This window comes from Rhodobacter calidifons, assembly GCF_011174775.1.
Lineage (GTDB): Bacteria > Pseudomonadota > Alphaproteobacteria > Rhodobacterales > Rhodobacteraceae > Tabrizicola > Tabrizicola calidifons.
Genome location: NZ_JAANHS010000006.1, coordinates 127284 through 143412, shown reverse-complemented (window position 1 = coordinate 143412; position 16129 = coordinate 127284). Strand labels below are relative to the sequence as shown.

Annotated in this window: 13 protein-coding genes and 1 pseudogene; 8 read left to right on the top strand and 6 right to left on the bottom strand. The window is 66.5% G+C overall.

Annotated elements, in window-relative coordinates; genetic code table 11:
- Nucleotides 1-26 precede the first annotated feature (26 nt).
- Together G8O29_RS09960 and G8O29_RS09955 are read left to right on the top strand one after the other, a co-directional pair.
- Complete coding sequence (locus G8O29_RS09960) at nucleotides 27-626, top strand: polysaccharide biosynthesis/export family protein (RefSeq protein WP_166403087.1); 600 nt, start codon at nucleotides 27-29, stop codon at nucleotides 624-626.
- A gap of 6 nt (nucleotides 627-632) precedes the next feature.
- On the top strand, nucleotides 633-1967 hold the full coding sequence (locus G8O29_RS09955) for a hypothetical protein (RefSeq protein WP_166403086.1): 1335 nt from the start codon (nucleotides 633-635) through the stop codon (nucleotides 1965-1967).
- On the opposite strand, the pseudogene G8O29_RS09950 reads toward G8O29_RS09955, so the two are convergent.
- The 3 genes and pseudogenes from G8O29_RS09950 to G8O29_RS09935 form a co-directional block, all read right to left on the bottom strand.
- A pseudogene (locus G8O29_RS09950) lies at nucleotides 1939-2637 on the bottom strand (class I SAM-dependent methyltransferase). The gene G8O29_RS09955 and the pseudogene G8O29_RS09950 sit on opposite strands and share 29 nt — an antisense overlap.
- Before the next feature lie 366 nt (nucleotides 2638-3003).
- Nucleotides 3004-3981: a glycosyltransferase family 2 protein gene (locus G8O29_RS09940; RefSeq protein ID WP_166403083.1), complete on the bottom strand. Its 978-nt coding sequence runs from the start codon at nucleotides 3979-3981 to the stop codon at nucleotides 3004-3006.
- The gene (locus G8O29_RS09935) at nucleotides 3978-4778 is read right to left on the bottom strand and encodes a WecB/TagA/CpsF family glycosyltransferase (protein WP_166403082.1); all 801 of its coding nucleotides are present in this window, start codon (nucleotides 4776-4778) and stop codon (nucleotides 3978-3980) included. The genes G8O29_RS09940 and G8O29_RS09935 overlap by 4 nt, the downstream gene beginning before the upstream one ends.
- Before the next feature lie 263 nt (nucleotides 4779-5041).
- On the opposite strand from G8O29_RS09935, the gene G8O29_RS09930 reads away from it, so the two are divergent.
- Together G8O29_RS09930 and G8O29_RS09925 are read left to right on the top strand one after the other, a co-directional pair.
- Nucleotides 5042-5878: a glycosyltransferase family 2 protein gene (locus G8O29_RS09930; RefSeq protein ID WP_166403081.1), complete on the top strand. Its 837-nt coding sequence runs from the start codon at nucleotides 5042-5044 to the stop codon at nucleotides 5876-5878.
- Complete coding sequence (locus tag G8O29_RS09925; RefSeq protein ID WP_166403080.1) at nucleotides 5878-7164, top strand: glycosyltransferase; 1287 nt, start codon at nucleotides 5878-5880, stop codon at nucleotides 7162-7164. Before G8O29_RS09930 ends, G8O29_RS09925 begins: the two co-directional genes overlap by 1 nt.
- Nucleotides 7165-7241: 77 nt before the next feature.
- Here G8O29_RS09925 and G8O29_RS09920 read toward each other — a convergent pair whose 3' ends face one another.
- Nucleotides 7242-8213: a glycosyltransferase gene (locus G8O29_RS09920; RefSeq protein ID WP_367890156.1), complete on the bottom strand. Its 972-nt coding sequence runs from the start codon at nucleotides 8211-8213 to the stop codon at nucleotides 7242-7244.
- A gap of 176 nt (nucleotides 8214-8389) precedes the next feature.
- Between G8O29_RS09920 and G8O29_RS09915 the strand changes: the two genes are divergently transcribed.
- The 3 genes from G8O29_RS09915 (at nucleotide 8390) to G8O29_RS09905 (ending at nucleotide 12394) form a co-directional block, all read left to right on the top strand.
- The gene (locus G8O29_RS09915) at nucleotides 8390-9874 is read left to right on the top strand and encodes a hypothetical protein (protein WP_166403078.1); all 1485 of its coding nucleotides are present in this window, start codon (nucleotides 8390-8392) and stop codon (nucleotides 9872-9874) included.
- A 119-nt stretch (nucleotides 9875-9993) separates the two neighbouring features.
- The gene (locus G8O29_RS09910; RefSeq protein ID WP_166403077.1) at nucleotides 9994-10923 is read left to right on the top strand and encodes an NAD-dependent epimerase/dehydratase family protein; all 930 of its coding nucleotides are present in this window, start codon (nucleotides 9994-9996) and stop codon (nucleotides 10921-10923) included.
- A gap of 262 nt (nucleotides 10924-11185) precedes the next feature.
- Nucleotides 11186-12394, top strand: coding sequence for a glycosyltransferase family 4 protein (locus G8O29_RS09905; protein WP_166403076.1), 1209 nt, complete (start codon nucleotides 11186-11188; stop codon nucleotides 12392-12394).
- 5 nt (nucleotides 12395-12399) lie between these two features.
- Here G8O29_RS09905 and G8O29_RS09900 read toward each other — a convergent pair whose 3' ends face one another.
- Together G8O29_RS09900 and G8O29_RS09895 are read right to left on the bottom strand one after the other, a co-directional pair.
- Complete coding sequence (locus G8O29_RS09900; protein WP_166403075.1) at nucleotides 12400-13239, bottom strand: 2OG-Fe(II) oxygenase; 840 nt, start codon at nucleotides 13237-13239, stop codon at nucleotides 12400-12402.
- A gap of 88 nt (nucleotides 13240-13327) precedes the next feature.
- A complete protein-coding gene (locus G8O29_RS09895; RefSeq protein WP_166403074.1) occupies nucleotides 13328-15070 on the bottom strand; it encodes an ABC transporter ATP-binding protein in 1743 nt (580 codons plus the stop codon).
- Nucleotides 15071-15595: 525 nt separating this feature from the next.
- On the opposite strand from G8O29_RS09895, the gene G8O29_RS09890 reads away from it, so the two are divergent.
- Nucleotides 15596-15805 carry a hypothetical protein gene (locus G8O29_RS09890; protein ID WP_166403073.1) on the top strand — a complete coding sequence of 70 codons (210 nt, stop codon included), beginning with the start codon at nucleotides 15596-15598 and terminating at the stop codon, nucleotides 15803-15805.
- Nucleotides 15806-16129: the final 324 nt, after the last annotated feature.

Below are 16129 nucleotides of genomic sequence, written 5' to 3'. Positions count from 1 at the left end.
TTTGGGGCGCCATGGAGAGTCTTGTGATGCCGATCCTTCGCCGAATTGTCGCCGCCCTGTTCCTTTTGCCCGTCGTGGCGCTGATGGCCACGGCCCAGGATTACCGCATCCGTCCCGGAGACGTGTTGCAGATCGAGGTCCTCGAGGACGCGACGCTGAACCGCAGCGCCATCGTGCTGCCAGATGGGCAGATCACCCTGCCTGTTGCGGGAACGGTTCGTGTGTCAGGCCGCAGCCTTGCCCAGGTTCAGGCCGACATCGCCCAGCGCCTGTCCCCCGGCTTTGCCACCACGCCGACCGTCTATGTCACGCTCAGCGCGCTGGCCGAACGCCCGGCGCCCTCGGCTCCGCGCACCATCGCGGTCTATGTGCTGGGGGCCGCCAACAGCCCCGGCAAGGTCGAAGTCGCGCCCGGCGCCACCTTCCTGCAAGCCCTGGCGCAGGCCGGCGGCGCGTCGCCCTTTGCCGCGAAGAAGCGCATCCAGCTGCGTCGCGTCGACAAGTCGGGGGTGGAGCGGGTCTATCGCCTTGACCTTGACGCGATCGAGAACGGCGCATCCGGCGGCAGCACCCGGCTGGTGAACGGCGACGTCATCGTGATCCCGCAGCGCAAGCTGTTCGAGTAAGCCCGCATGCGCCGCGCTGGCCATATCGTCGCGGGGCTATGCGCCGTGGGCGCGGCCTGCCTGACCGGCGCGGCCAGCGCCCAGGAAGGCGGCGTCCTTCTGACCTTCGGTATCGAGAACCGGCTTGAGATCAGCCGCAATGCCGGCCTCTCGGTCCCAGGCGAAGGGACAGAGGTCGCCAATGTCACGCTGCTGTCCTTTGGCCTTGTCAGCGAAACTCCGCTGGACCGGCTGACCTTCGGCGTGACCGGCGGGCTTGTCGCTCGGACCGGGGATGAGGGCAGCGAGTTCGATTTCGGCCGGTCGGCCCTGACCTTTGCCTACAGTCGCGAAGTGCCCTCGGCGGCGCTGGCCCTTGCGGCCGAGTTCCGTTCGGATGACGCGGATTCCTTCGGCGACGACCTGGGCGACATCGGTGCGGACGGGACGCGCAGCGACCTGTCGCTTTCGGCGCGGCTGGAAACGGGCCGAACCTCCGGTGTGGGTCTGGCCTTCGGGCTCGCCTATGACCGGACCGACTACCAGGACACCACGGATCCCGACCTGGTGGACAGTGAGGAATGGCGCGGTGACGTCGCGGCGATCCTGCGCTTTTCGGAAATCGCAACCGGCCGCATCGGCCTGCGCTATCGCCACCGCGAGGAAGAGGACCTCGGCACCACCACCACCGATGCGACCACCGTCTTTGCCGGCCTTGATTATGCGATCAGCGAACGGGCCGACCTGTCGGTCGAACTCGGCTATACCGAGACCGAAACCGAAGACGGCGGCGTTATCGCGCGCGAACGTGGCCCCGATGCCAGCGTCCGGCTGTCCTATGACATGCCCGTCGGCACGGCCTATGCCCTGCTCAGCGTGACCACCGATGCGGATGAAGGCCAGCGCCAGACCTTCGAGATCGGCCGCGCCCTGGAAACCGGACGCGACACGCTGGCCGTCCGGCTGGGCGTGACCCACGGGGACGAGACCGGGACCGATGTGATCGGCGCGCTGGAATGGACCCGTGCCCTGCCGGACGGCAGCCTGGGCGTCAGCCTGGAACGGCGCGTCGGCTATGACGCCGATGATGACGAAAGGGTTGCAGATTCGATCTTCAGCCTGAACCTGACCCGGAACCTGAACGAGACGACGACGCTTCTTTTCGACGCGTCCTACGCGTTGAGGGACTCGCCCTCGGAACGCATCGAGCAGGTGGACCTGGATGCGGGCTTCAGGCACCAGCTGACCCGGGACTGGGGCCTGTCGGGTGGTGTCGGCTACACTGTGCGGCATGAAGGCGGGCGCGCCGAATCGCCGCGCCTGTTCCTCGCGCTCAGCCGGGACTTTCAGTTCCGGCCCTGACCGACGCCCGGACGAACAGGCCCACGCAGTCGTATTTCCGATCCGGCGCGGCAAAGGCCGAACGGGCGAGAAGTGCCAGGTCGCGGGCCAGACTGCGGCGCGGGGTGTGGCGCGCACCGCCGCGTTCTTGCAGCCGCCGATGGGCGAGGTTCTCCCAGGCCCGCCAGCCCGGCGTGAAATGCCGGGTATGACCGTGGTGCACTTCTTCCACAATTGCGAAACCGGCCTGCTCCATCAACCGGCGCAAGGACCGGCCGGTGAAGAAATGCACATGGCGCGGCACGTCCAGCATCTCGGAAATCTCGGCATAGGTCTGGAAATGCAGCGCCGCGCAGTTCGGCACCTCGCAGTAGAACCCGCCGCCAGGCGCCAGCAGAGCGCGCACGTTGCGCAAGGCCAGCGCCGGATCGGCGCAATGTTCCAGCACATGGGTCATCAGCACCAGATCGAATGTCTGTCCTGCAAGGGCCGGTGGAATGGCTTCGGCGGTGCCCGCTTAGACCACCACGCCCCTTCCCGCAGCCACCTCGCGCGCCTGGGGGTCGGGCTCCACACCGAACAGCGCCCGCCCCGGCGCGGCCAGCCCGGCGACAAAGTCGCCACCGCCGCAGCCGATGTCCAGCACCCGGCCAGGCTGCGGTTGCAGGGTCAGCAGCCGATCCGCATCCATCATGCGCCCGCGGTCGGTCAGCCAGGCCAACTTGACCAGCACCCGCTCGGCCAGGCTGGCGCGCACTTCCGGGAAATGCGACTGGCCGTGGGTGTAATAGGCCGAGATGTCGTAGCTTTCGCGCAACTCCTCAGGCGTCAGCGCCCGGCGCATCAGTCCCAGGTCGCAGGCCGGACACCAGACCAGCCGCCCCGAGTTGATCGGCCGGGCGGTCTTGACGTCCAAGGGGATGTCCAGCCAGAGTGCCAGATCAGACGCCCGCGTGCCGCAGCTTGGGCAACGGGGTTCGTGCGAGGGCGCGTTCATTGGCGTCCTTTGCAAAGGAAGTCCCAAGGCATAGTGCGGCACTTCCCACGCAGAACCAAGCTACTTCGCGTCAACACCCTGTTTCCCGACCAGCCGACGGAAGGCATGGCCGACAAGATCGCGCAGGAAATGCGGCGGTCCGGGCGGGATCGACGGCTGCACCACCCGCCGCATCCGCAGGATCAATCCGCCCGCAACATGGGCAGCCGTCGCCGCCACCGCCCGCGCCGTGCCCCCCGATTTGCGAAAATAGTGCCAGCGGCTGTCGAACCAGTAGCCCGGCACCCGCTTCCAGCCCTTCATCCCGGTCGAGACCGATCCGATATGTTCCACCCGGCTTTCCCTGACGAAATGCGTCGGCCAGCCGGCCTCGGCCGCGCGGCGGCAGAGGTCGGTTTCCTCGAAATACAGGAAGAAGGTCTCGTCGAAGATCCCGACCTCGCGGATCACCGCTTCGCGCAGCATCATGCTGGCGCCGGCCAGCCAATCGACCGGCCCCGTCACCTCGGGCACGCCAATGGCCACCGACCTGTGGCGCAACAGCCGCGAGATCGGCCCGGTCCGCGCCGCGCCCTCGAATTCCGAGGCGACCGAGGGGAACCGGAAACAAGTTACATGCGCTTCGCCGTCCGGCCCGTGGATGTAGCTGCCGGCGATGCCGACCTTCGGATGGGCTTCCAGGTAATCCAGCAGCCGCCGGATCGCGTCCGGGGCCGGGAAGGCGTCCGAGTTCAGGATATAGACAAAATCCGGCCGCTCCCCGCCCGGCAGGCCCAGCCGGATGCCGACATTGTTGCCCGCGCCGAAGCCGCCGTTGCGGCCCGATTGCACCACGCGGAACCGGGGGCGATCCTTCAGAGCCGCGCTCATCTTCTCGAACGAGCCGTCGCCGGAATCGTTGTCCACCACCACGATGCCGCCCGCGATGCCCTGCATCGCCCTTTCGGCGCTGTCGGCGGCCCGCAGGGTCATGTCGGCCGTGCGCCAGTTCAACAGCACGGTCAGGACGGTCGGGCCTTCTGGCTGCGCGCGGGTCATTGCCCCTGTCCCTCTCCGCGTGCCCGCAGGGCCGCGATGGTCAGCGATGGCAGCACCAGCGCGCAGTCCAGATAGCGCCGCGCCAGCCTGCGCGGGTTCGACAGCATCCGCCACAGCCATTCCATCGCGATCCTGCGCACCCAGACCGGCGCCCGCGTCTGGTGGCCGGCGATAAAGTCAAGCCCGGCGCCGATCGACAGGAAGCCAAGCCCCGGCTGCCGCGCCAGGCCACGGGCCGCCAGCATCTCCTGCTTCGGAGCGCCCAGAGCCAGAAGGCAGATCCGCGCCCCGGATGCCGCCACGCGGTCGATGAGATCATCCGCCGCCGAGCTTTCCGGGTCGAAACCGTAGGGTGGCGCCAGGCAGGCCACGACCTTCAGCCCTGGATGATCGGCCACCAGCCTGTCGGCCGCAGCGCGCAGCACGGGTTCGGTGGACCCCAGAAAGGCCAGGGGCACCCCAAGCCTTGCCGCCATCGCCGCGACCGGCGCGATCAGTTCCGACCCCGGGACCAGCGCCACCTCGCGCCGTCCGGCCAGATGCGACAGCCACACGATCGGATTGCCGTCCGCCACCACATGGGTCTGCGCAAGATAGGCCGCCTGGAACGCCGGGGAGCGGCGCAACTTGACTACATGATCGAGGTTGATCGTGGCGACAGAAAATCCCTCTCCGCGAGCCAGCAAGGTCTCGATGTCGGACAGAAGAGCCGCTTCGGTTGGAACGTTGACCAAGGACAGGGGCCGCGACACCTCCGCCTGCCCCTTCTGATCGTGCCTGCCTCTACCCGAGTCCATTTCCGCCCTGTAAACCCCTCGTCACCGTCGTTTGTTACATCAACACGGTCGGGACAGAAGGGGATAGTTGCCCGCCGCACAAGCCCTTTCCGCCAGAGCATCAGAACCGGAACGGCACATGGTCGTAATCGTTCTCATGAAATTCGACTGTTTCCGTTGCGGCAAAAGTCTTTGCACATTGCCGTAGCATTCCGTTGTGTGCTTGATCCCGCCCGGCTAATCCGCCACGGTCAAGCCGGCCTGCCGATTTCATCCGCGATACCATGCACGTTTACGACATCAGTGTCATCATTCCCGCGCATAACGAGGCCGACTGGCTCGCGCGGTGCATTGGGGCACTGCTCGCGCAGGATTCCTCAGCACGGTCGGTCGAGATCATCGTTGTTGCGAACGCCTGCACCGACAGCACGGTCGCCATTGCACGGGGCTTCGTTCCACAGATCGCCGCGCGCGGCTGGGGGACGCAGGTTCTCGACCTGGCCGAGGCGGGCAAGCTCAACGCGCTTAACGCCGGTGATCGTGCCGCTACCGGACGGGCGCGGCTATACCTTGATGCCGATGTCACCTGCGACCCGGATCTTCTGGGTCAATTGATCGCAGCCCTTGCCACCGAAGAGCCGCGCTATGCCACCGGAGCGCTTGCCGTGGCGCCCGCGCGATCCTGGATCACCCGCCATTACGCCCGCGTCTGGACGCGGCTCCCCTTCGTACAGGGCGGCGCGGTCGGCGCCGGTCTCTTCGCGGTGAACCCGGCCGGACGCGCCCGCTGGGGCGCGTTTCCGGCCATCATCTCGGACGATACCTTTGTCCGCCTGCATTTCACTCCTTCGGAACGGATCGAAGTTCCAGCGCGCTATCACTGGCCGATGATCGAAGGACTGGCCAACCTCGTGCGCGTGCGTCAACGTCAGGATGCCGGGGTTGAGGAGTTACGACAGCGCTACCCCGAGTTGATGCGGAACGAGGGCAAGCCCCCTGTGACAATCGGAGCCTTGCATGCGATTGCAACTCGGATGCCGGTCAGCTTCCTCGTCTATCTTCTGGTGCATTTTGCGGTCCGGCTGCGGCCCAGGGAAAGCGGATGGGCGCGCGGGCGATGATGGCAGATCCCCCCGGAGCGGCAACAGTCCAGGCGACGGATGCCGCAGGCACCGTCGCGCCCGGCCCCGTCGCCTATCTCACCGGCGATTACCCCAAGGTCTCGCACACCTTCATCCTGCGCGAGGTGCAGGCGGTGCGCGCGGCCGGTGTCCCCGTTGTCACCTGCTCGATCCGCCGCCCGCCCGCGTCAGAGTTCAAGGGGGCCGAGGAACAACAGGCCCGCGCCGAAACCTTCTACGTGATCGCCGCCGCGAAGAACCCGCTGCGCCTGATGCAGGCGCATCTGGGCGCCCTGCTGCGATCCCCCGGAACCTGGCTCTCCACGCTGGCACTGGCCATCCGGATGCGCGCGCCGGGGCTGAAGGCGTTGCTGTGGCAGATCTTCTACTTTGTGGAAGCCGCCGTCCTGGCCGACCATCTGCGCAAGGTGAAGGCCCGCCACCTGCACAACCATTTCGGCAATTCCAGCTGCTCGGTCGCCGTCCTGGCCGCGAAACTGGCCGGTATCCCCTACAGCTTCACCGAACACGGCCCCGCGATCTTCTTCGAGGTGGACCGCTGGGCCCTGCCGGAAAAGATCGCGCGGGCGCAGTTCGTGGTCGCCATCACCCATTTCTGCCGCGCGCAGTTGATGCTGTTCTCGGACCCTGCGCATTGGGGCAAGATCGCCATCGTCCATTGCGGCGTCGATCCGGCGCTCTACCGCCGCGCCGCGCCCGGCTTCGGCAAGCGCGTGGCCTTCGTAGGCCGGCTTGACCCGGTGAAGGGCGCGCTTCTGCTGATCGAGGCGATGGCCGAGGTGCTGAAAGTCCATCCCGATGCCACGTTGACGCTTGCCGGCGACGGCCCGGCCCGCGCCCCGGCCGAGGCGCGGGCGGCCGAGCTCGGCATCGCGGGTTCGGTCCGCTTTGCCGGTTTCATGACCCAGCCGCAGGTGGCCGAGCTGCTGTCCACTTCCGACATGCTGGTCCTGCCCTCCTTCGCCGAAGGCCTACCTGTGGTCTATATGGAGGCGCTGGCCAGCCAGATCCCCGTCGTCGCCAGCCGCGTGGCGGGCGTGCCGGAACTGGTGCAGGACGGCGTGACCGGCTTCACCGTGCCGCCCGGCGATGTGAGCACCCTTGCCGAGCGGATGATGCAGCTGATGGCCGACCCAGAGCTTTCGGCGCGGCTGGGCGAGGCCGGGCGCCGGGCGGTCGAGCAGGAGCACGACATCGCCCGCGAAGGCGCCTGGCTGGCCGAACTTTTCCGCAAGGGCGGCCCGGATGGCCGCCTGCGGCCGTGACCGGGGCTCCTCGTCGGCCGCCGACCGCTCGTCGCTGCCACCGCGGCGAGAAGCCACAGGCGCACAAGGAGCCGCGCCTACTTGTACTCGATCAATCCCGACCGCCGTCGCCGCAGGCGGTTCAGCCAGTATTCCAGTACGCCCTGCGCCTCGGGGAACTTCGCCAGCGTCATGAACAGCGCGCGCTCCCAGCCATACCGACGCGCCAGTCGCAGAACCTGCACCGGATAGAGCGCCAGCAGAAGCAGCGCCCAGGGCGTCACTAGCGCGCCAGCCAAGGCCGCGACGGGAAGGACCGCCCCCCAGAGCAGCGCCCGGCGCGTCTCAGCCACCCAGTGCCGTTCCGGCGGAGCGCCGTGCAGAGCGGCGCCCTCGGCGAAGGCATGGCCGCCGCGCCGGGTCCGCTTCCACCACTGGCCTATCCGCGTCATCGCGGCGTCATGCAGCGTCATCTCCTCGTCGATCCGCCAGACCTGCCAGCCCGCGGCCCGCAGTCGCACACACAACTCCGGCTCCTCGCCCGCGATCAGGCGCGGATCATAGCCCTCCACGGCCTGCACCGCGCGCACCCGCATCAGCGCATCCCCGCCGCAGGCCTTTGCCAGCCCGACCGGCGTGTCCCATTCCGCATCGCAAAGCCGGTTCCAGATCGAGACCTCGGGCCGCATCTCGCGCCGCCGGCCGCAGACAACAGCCGCCTCGGGATGCGCTTCAAGGAAGGCGCGCGCGACCGGCAGCCAGCCGGGTTGCAGCCGGCAGTCGCCATCGACGAACTGAACGAATTCGGGTCCGCCGACCTCCAGCAACCGCGCCAGGCCCGCATTGCGGGCCCGGGCCGCTGTAAAGGGGATCGCCATGTCCAGCGCCACGACCTCTGCCCCGGCCGCACGCGCCGCTGCCGGGCTGCCGTCGGTGGACCCGGAATCGACATAGACAAGCGGCCGCACCCAGGCGGGAAACGAGGCAAGGCAGGCCACCAGCCGCGCACCCTCGTTGCGCCCGATGATCACGGCCCCGAGGCCGCCGGAAGGGGGCGAAGGATGGGTCACGGTGAACGCTGGCAGCCTTGGTCGGTCATGGCGCCAGAAACCACAAATCCCGCAGCCTTCCAAGGGCGGGCGCCACGGGAACCCTCTTGCGCCGGCACAGGGACGACAGGCAGCCATTTTCCTTGGGCGACGGACCGGCTAGAAGGGGGACAGTCAGTGCCTGTGGACGGGACGTGATGCCGAACGTCTTTGCCTATCTCGTTCTGTTTGCCGCGCCGCTTGCCGCCGTGGTGCTGTTCCGCATGCTGTCCCTTGAACGGGCCCTGGCCTGGACGATCATCGGCGGTCATCTCTTTCTTCCCTCGGCGACGGTCATCAAGTTCCCCATGCTTCCGCCCATCGACCGCAGCCTGGTGCCTGCGGTTTCGGCGCTGTTGCTTTGCCTGATCCTGGCGCCAAGGCAGACCCCCACCATGGAGGTCTCGGCCCGGATCGGCCGGCAGATCCTGCTAGGACTTCTGCTTATGGTGCTCGTGACCCCGATCCTGACGGTGATGACCAACACCGAGCCGATCATCGACGGCCGCACCTTTCTGCCGGGACTGAGGCTATATGACGCCTGGGGGCTGATCTCTCAGATCGTAGTGGCGCTGCTGCCGTTCTGGCTTGGCCTGCGCTACCTTAACACGCAGGCCGGTCATCGCGCACTGCTGGAAGCCTTTGCCATCGGCGGTCTGATCTATACTGTCCCCGCGCTGGTCGAAGTGCGGCTGTCGCCGCAACTGCACACTTGGGTCTACGGCTTCTTTCCGTCCGATTTCGTCCAGCACATCCGGGCCGGCGGCTTCCGTCCGGTGGTCTTCCTGAACCACGGTCTGATGGTGGGCATCTATTTCTGCCTCGCGATCATTGCGTCCGCGGTCCTGTTCCGGGAAGCCCGGCGGGAGGGGCGACTTGCCTTTCCCTGGCTGGCCGCCACTCTGTGGCTGCTTCTGGTACTCTATCTGTCGAAGAGCCTTGGTGCCCTGGTGATCGCCGTGCCTTCGATGCTGATCGTTCTGCTGCTCGGCAAGCGGCTTCAGACGGCGCTGTCGGTCGGCATTGCCGTCATCGTCATGCTTTACCCGATGCTGCGCGGGGCCGGCTGGATCCCGGTCGAGGCCGCCTACGAGCTGGCGCTTTCGGTCGACGAGGAGCGTGCCGCCTCGCTGAAATTCCGGCTGGACAACGAGGATGAGCTGTTGACCAAGGCAAACCTCAAGCCGCTGGCGGGTTGGGGCAGCTGGGGACGCAACTCGATCTTCGATCCGCAGACCGGAGAGATGACCAGCATCACCGATGGCATCTGGCTCGCCTTCATTGGCGTCTTTGGCTGGCTTGGGTATATCGGCCGCTTCGGCATGCTGACGGTTCCGATCCTGCTTTATGCCCTGCGCCGCAAGACCCTTGGTCCGTCCTATCTCATGCCGGGGATGGCCGTCCTGCTCAGCGCCGCGCTGGTTGACCTTCTGCCGAACTCGGGCCTGGTCAATTACGTATGGCTGACCGCAGGGGCGATCGCGGGCATCACGGTGTTCCGACCCGCAAGCGAGATCGCCGGGACCGAGGGCACAGTCGTTCCCGAGGCGCGCAGCATGCGTGCAAGCTGGCTGATGCCGGAGGAGCCCGGCCCTGTGCAGAGGCGGCAGAAGCGATCCGAGCAGCGCGGTGCGCCAAGATGAAGTTTCTTGCCCGGGCGGCGGGAAAGACCTGTTCGCCTTCCCACAGCCGGGCGCATGGCGACATGAGGATGCAGCGCGGCAGCGCCGGCGGATGATCGGGATTTGGGGACGGTATCGAGATGGCAAGGTATCTTATCACCGGGGGCTGCGGTTTTGTCGGGTCGCATCTGGCCGATGCGCTGCTGGCGCGGGGCGATGAGGTGGTCGTGCTGGACAACCTGTCCACCGGCAAGCGGGCCAATCTGGCCCCCGAGGCACGGGTGATCGAGGGGGATGTGGCGGACCCCGATGCCGTGGCGCGGGCCATTGCGGGCTGTGCGGGGGTGTTCCACCTGGCCGGGATCGCCTCGGTCGCCTATTGCAACGAACACTGGCGCGAAGGGCATGTGACCAATCAGACCGGAACCGTGACGGTGTTCGAGGCAGCGGCGCGGGCGGGGCGCGTGCCGGTGGTCTATACCTCCTCCGCCGCAGTCTATGGCGATGCGGGTCCGGGGGCGGTGGACGAGGCGCGCGTGCCGCGCCCGCGAACACCCTATGGCGTGGACAAGCTGGGATCGGAACTGCACGGTCGCATCGCGATGGGGGTGCATGGCCTGCCGACGGTAGGCCTGCGGCCGTTCAACATCTATGGCCCGCGACAGGATCCCTCTTCGGCCTATTCGGGGGTGATCTCGATCTTCAACAGCCGCCTGGCGCAGGGCCTGCCGGTGACGGTGTTCGGGGACGGCTTGCAGACGCGGGATTTCGTCTATGTCGCCGATGTCGTGCGGTTCCTCATGGCGGCGATGGCGCACGCGCCGCAGGCCGCCGGAGAGGTGTTCAACATCTGCACCGGCCGGACAACGACGCTTCTGGCGCTGATCGACACGCTGGCGCGGCTGCATGGGCGGGTGCCGGTGGTGCAGCATGGCGACCCCCGGGTGGGCGATATCCGGGATTCTCTGGGCGACCCGAACCGCGCCCGTGCGGTGCTGGGCGTGACGGCAGAGGTGACGCTGGAGGACGGGCTGGCGGCGTTGCTGCGCCAATCGCAAGCGGCCGGATGACGGCCCCTTTCCGTGCGAGCCACGGGCAAGTCCAGGCCACCGGCCGCGGAGGGGCCGTCCAGCTGCCTACCGCGCCCCAAGTTCCCTTGACAGCACCTGCCGGTTCTGGTCACGCTTCGGACGCGAAAACGGCTTGGCGAAATGCTGATCACCTCTGGCACGCTTTTGATCTTGGCCACGAATTCGATCGCCCCTTCCCCGAGACATCGCGACCTTGGCAAACCCGGCGCAAGGGCCGTTCTGCGCGGCAGAGAGGCCTGCAATGACCAGAGGCAGTGAGCTGCGGCCTCTTCGGGTCGCCTTCGTCACGCCGGCCTGGCCCGGGGTGCAGACGCCGAACGGCATTGCCACGGCTGTCAGCCACCTGGCCTCCGGTCTGCAAGACGCGGGGCATGAAGTCACCATCATAGCGCATTGGCTGGATGCACCGCATGACCACCCGCGCGTCATCGCGTTGCCCGATGCCCGGCTGCGGCTGGTGGATCGTCTGCGGCGAAAGCTGGACCCGGAGGGCTGGCAGGTCCGCTTCGTGGCGGATCAGCACGTCGAGGCGATCCGGCGCGCCGTGGCCCTATACGGGGTCGAAGTCGTCGTGATGGAAGAGACGCAGGGCTGGGTCGGAGAGATCCGGGCAAAGGTGTCCGTACCTGTGGTGGCAACCCTGCATGGCCCCTGGTGGCTGCATCGCATGGCAGGAAGTGCGCCGGACGATGCCGCCAGCGCCCGGCGAGAGGCGCGCGAGGCAAGGGGCCTGCGCCGGGTGGATGGCATCACTTCGCCATCGAACGAGGTGCTGCGGCAGACAGAGGCGCGGTGGGGCCTGCCGAAGGTTCCTGCGGCCGTGATCCCGAATCCGTTTCCGGCACCGGCGCAGGGCATCGATCTGACCGATGAGCTTCTGAACCACGTCCTGTTCGTCGGCCGGTTCGACCACATCAAGGGCGGCGACATCGTGGTGGACGCCTTTGCCTCGATTGCCGCTGCGCACCCTGCCGCGCAGTTCACCTTCGTCGGCCCGGACGAGGGGCTGCCGCGGGCCGGGGGCGGCATCGACAGGCTTTCCGACCGGCTTGCCCGTCTGCCCGAACCCGTCCGCTCACGGATCAGGGCGGTGGGAAGGCAATCGCGCGCGGAAGTGGCCGCCCTGCGCGCCCGGCACGGGGTCACGCTGGTCGCGTCACGCTATGAGAACTTCGGAGGCACGCTGATCGAAGCGATGGCCGTCGGGTCAGCCGTCGTGTCAACCAGCGTCGGTGGCCAGAAAGAGATCGCCACGCATGAGGAGACCGCCCTCATGGTCCCACCCGAGGATGCAGAAGCGATGGCCCGGGCCTGCCTTCGGCTGATGCGCGACCCGGCCCTGGCACGCCGTCTGGGTGCTGCCGCGCGCAACCACGTGAAGGCCAACTATGCGCCGGACGTCATCGCCCGGCGGATGGCGGACTTCCTGGCCTCGGTCCGGCGGCAGTAGTGCCGTCAGATCCCCAGCTTGCGCAGACGTTGGTCCAGCCGGCGGTAGATCACCGGCGGCAGCAGGTTCTCCATGATCCGGTGTCGGGCTTCCAGCCGGTCCTTCTGGTCCTTCGTCCCGGGACGCGGCTTGAACAGCGTGGAATGTGCCACCTTCGTCGAATCCCAGGTCGCGGTGTAGTAGTACAGCGCGATCGACATCCGGGGCTCCTTGTCCGGATGGTTCACCGGCTCGGGGTTGCCATGCCAGGTGTTCGACCCGGTGTTGAAGCAGCACATCCGGTTGAACAGCGGCACGAAGCTCGCCACCTTGGCGGTCATGTCGTCGTTCCAGACCTCGAAGGACCCGCCGTATTCTTCCTTCCAGTCCTTGTTCAGGTAGATCAGCACGTTCAGCCGCCGTTCGAGGTTCAGCTTGCCCTGCCGGTTGAAGTCGGCGTGGATGTCCAGATGCCCGCCGTTCGACACGACATGGATGCCGCCGCCCGCGTAATAGGGGTCCGGGATCAGCCCGTCGATGCCGGTCAGCTCTTCCAGGAAAGCCAGAAAGCCCTTGGAGTTCAGCGAATGGAACAGCGCCCGGGTATAGGGCCCAAGGCGTTCCGGCATGTAGGCCGCCTTCAGCTTTTCCTGCGGACGGTTGAAAAAGCTTTCCGCCGCGGGCAGCACCCGCAACTCCTCGCGCACGCGGTCAAGGATCTCGGCCGGCATGAAATTGTCGAAACAGCCGTAGGGATAGGGCTTCTTCGAGCGGTAAGCCTCGGCGGCGGCCTTGCCGAATTCGCGGGCGTCATCGGCATCGATCAGAAGCGTCTCGGGATCGATCGGCAGAGTATTGATGGACATCACAACCTCTCAGTCTTCGTCTCAAAGGACTTTGCATCTTCAGACCCGGATCGGCACGCGGCCTGGCAAGGGGTCGATTTCTCAACGTTCATAGCGCAGCACTTACCTCCTCGGCATCGCCAGCAACCATGCGCCGGAAGGTCGCGTTTCCGGCCAGAAGCTCGTCATAGCTGCCCTGGGCCAAAAGCCGGCCCCGGTCCATCAGGAAGATCGTGTCGCAGGTCTTCACCGTTGTCAGCCGGTGGGCGATCAGGATGATGGTCCGGTCGGCCCGGATGCGGTTGACCGCCTCCATCACCACCCGTTCGGTGATATTGTCCAGGGCCGAGGTCGCTTCGTCCATGATCAGAAGCGTCGGATCGCGATACAGGGCCCGGGCGATCCCGATCCGCTGGCGCTGACCGCCCGACAGCCGCACGCCACGCTCTCCCACATAGGTGTCATAGCCGTGCGGCAGGTCGGAAACGACGAAATCGTGCAGGGCCGCGATGCGCGCCGCCCTCTCGACCGCGGCCATGTCGATCTCGTCCTTCGGCACCCCGAAGGCGATGTTCGAGGCGATGGTCTCGTCGGTCAGGAAGATCGCCTGGGGCACATAGCCCAGCGTCCCCTGCCAGGCGCGCAGATTCTCGGGCGTGATCGGCACACCGTCCACCCGGATCTCGCCCTCGTCAGGCGTCAGAAGCCCGAGGATCAGGTCAACCAGCGTGGTCTTGCCCGCCCCGGTGCCGCCGACGATCCCCACCGTGGTCCGCGCCGGGATCACCAGATCCACCCCGCGCAGCGTCGGCTTTTCGGCCTCGGCATAGGCGAAGCTGACCTTGGCCAGTTCCAGCTCGCGCTCCAGTCGCAGGGGCTTTGTGCGCAGTGCATCGGCCAGCGGCAGTGCAGGCGTGGACGTGAAATCGGCCACGATCGCGTCAAGCACCGCCGTTGCCCCGCGGACGGAGACCAGCGCGTGGTAGATCTGCTGCAACGACGGCAAGAGCCGCATGGTCGAGAAGGCGATGACACCCAGCGTCGGTACGACCTCGACGATATTGCCTTCGCTTTTCAGCAGCAGAAGCAGGATCAGCGCCAGCATGGTGCCGAAGGTGATCGCCTCCAGCAGGAAGCGCGGCAGCTCCGACATGATGCCCATGGTCGCCCCGCTCTGCGCGGCCGTGCGGGCGGCGGCCGAATAGCTGTTAACATAGGTCGCCTCCAGGCCCATGAGCTTGACATCCTTGATCCCGCCGGTGGCTTCCTGCGCGACGAGGAAGCGGTTCTCGAAGGCATCCATCATGATCTGGCCCAGACGGTGCAGCCGCCCGCGGAACCGCAGGTAGATCAACCCGTAACCCAGGCTCAGCACACCGCCGGAGAACAGCGTCACCACCGGATCCACCATCAGCAGAAAGCCCAGGATCGCCAGCACCAGAAGTCCGTTCGACACCAGGCGAAGACAGGGCAGGATCACCCGGTTCACCAGCCCGTCGACCTCGTTCAGGACATTCTTCTCCAGCTCGGCGCTGTTGCGCCGCAGGAACCAGGGATAGGGCTGGCTGAGATAGGCCGCCAGAAGGCGCGACGAAATCGTGTAGCCCCGCATCGTCGAGAACCGGATCGTGGCATAGGTGCCCAGCGCCTTGACCGCCAGGCCCGCCATGACCACGCAAAGGACCAGGACCGAAAGCCCGATCTGCAAGCTGAAGGCTGATTCAAGTCCCGACAGCCGGGACAGTTCGGCGAGGAGCCGGTTCGACTGGAGGCTCTCTGGATTGGCCAGCACATTCAACAGCATCAGAACCGCCGAGATGCCGGCGATCTCGGCCGCGGCGACCAGGAGCATCACCCCGGTCAAAATCCAGAACCGGCGCCGCTCGGTGCGATCGAACAGCAAGAACAGCTTGCGAAAGGTGGCGATCAATTCAAGTCCCCTGGGCCTGCGACCGCGACACCTTGCTGCGGGCGCGTGACAAAAGAAAGGCAATCGTGAAGCAGGTCCCGGATCCCTGCCGCAATTCGGCATCCGGAACCGCCGCGCAGATCCTGACACGGCGCGGCAAGCGGCCTTTCCGGGCCCCCTGGCGCACCTCCTGCTGGCGCCGGGTGACGCGGAAAGCCATGTTCGTCGTGCTTTTCAATACGATGCCTTGCCCGGACAAACGGGCCCCGGCCGGCCTTCCAGACCTGGCCATACCACTCCGTCGCGCCGTCCCCGAACATGCTGATGATGTGGAATACTGCATTGTCGGATCGCAGGGTTCAGCGCCAATGCTCAGATCCAGCGACGCAGTTTGACCAAGGCTTGGCCATATTCCTGCCACGCATGGCGAGCATCCTTCCTGTAAGCTTCGCGTAGGAGTTGCAGGACATGCTTGCAGGGATCGTGCTCTTGTCGACCGCAGTAGGGATCATCGCGATGGGTGCGACCTTCGCCCTGGCCTTGCCGACCTGGATCGCCCTTCTGTCCTATCCCGTGATCGGTGGCCTTGCCCTTCTGCTCTGCGCTGCGGTGCGGGGCGGGCGTGCAGACTTCGCGGACCGACCGGACGGACTGCAAAGCCAGGCGACGCAGGGCTGACCGGCCTGCCCGACGCTGGTTCGGTGATCTCCTGCGGTCATCGGCGGAATTGCCGACGGGACCCGGCACGATGTCGGCCAAGTCTCGCCAAGTCCGTGGCGAATTGGCATATCGGTAAAATTGAATCACTTTTGCTATCTCGACATGTGCCCGGATAAGCCTAATCTGTGATTCTGGCTGGGCGTTTACGGCGTTCATGCTTCTCCGGTCAAGGAGACGGGGATGGTTCTGGGGCTGCTTCTCATCGCAATGTTCGGCGCAGCCAGCGTGTCTGTGATCCTGTTCGCCTACGATTTTCCGCTGTGGATCGTCCTGCTTGCCTAT

Bases quoted from the DNA above. Each gene is read 5' to 3' on its own strand.
- G8O29_RS09910 (WP_166403077.1), top strand. From the start codon at position 9,994: ATGGCAAGGTATCTTATCACCGGGGGCTGCGGTTTTGTCGGGTCGCAT.
- G8O29_RS09935 (WP_166403082.1), bottom strand. From the start codon at position 4,778: ATGGACTCGGGTAGAGGCAGGCACGATCAGAAGGGGCAGGCGGAGGTG.
- G8O29_RS09915 (WP_166403078.1), top strand. From the start codon at position 8,390: ATGCCGAACGTCTTTGCCTATCTCGTTCTGTTTGCCGCGCCGCTTGCC.
- G8O29_RS09925 (WP_166403080.1), top strand. From the start codon at position 5,878: ATGGCAGATCCCCCCGGAGCGGCAACAGTCCAGGCGACGGATGCCGCA.
- G8O29_RS09890 (WP_166403073.1), top strand. From the start codon at position 15,596: ATGCTTGCAGGGATCGTGCTCTTGTCGACCGCAGTAGGGATCATCGCG.
- G8O29_RS09940 (WP_166403083.1), bottom strand. From the start codon at position 3,981: ATGACCCGCGCGCAGCCAGAAGGCCCGACCGTCCTGACCGTGCTGTTG.
- G8O29_RS09895 (WP_166403074.1), bottom strand. From the start codon at position 15,070: ATGCTCCTGGTCGCCGCGGCCGAGATCGCCGGCATCTCGGCGGTTCTG.
- G8O29_RS09930 (WP_166403081.1), top strand. From the start codon at position 5,042: ATGCACGTTTACGACATCAGTGTCATCATTCCCGCGCATAACGAGGCC.
- G8O29_RS09955 (WP_166403086.1), top strand. From the start codon at position 633: ATGCGCCGCGCTGGCCATATCGTCGCGGGGCTATGCGCCGTGGGCGCG.
- G8O29_RS09900 (WP_166403075.1), bottom strand. From the start codon at position 13,239: ATGTCCATCAATACTCTGCCGATCGATCCCGAGACGCTTCTGATCGAT.
- G8O29_RS09905 (WP_166403076.1), top strand. From the start codon at position 11,186: ATGACCAGAGGCAGTGAGCTGCGGCCTCTTCGGGTCGCCTTCGTCACG.
- G8O29_RS09960 (WP_166403087.1), top strand. From the start codon at position 27: ATGCCGATCCTTCGCCGAATTGTCGCCGCCCTGTTCCTTTTGCCCGTC.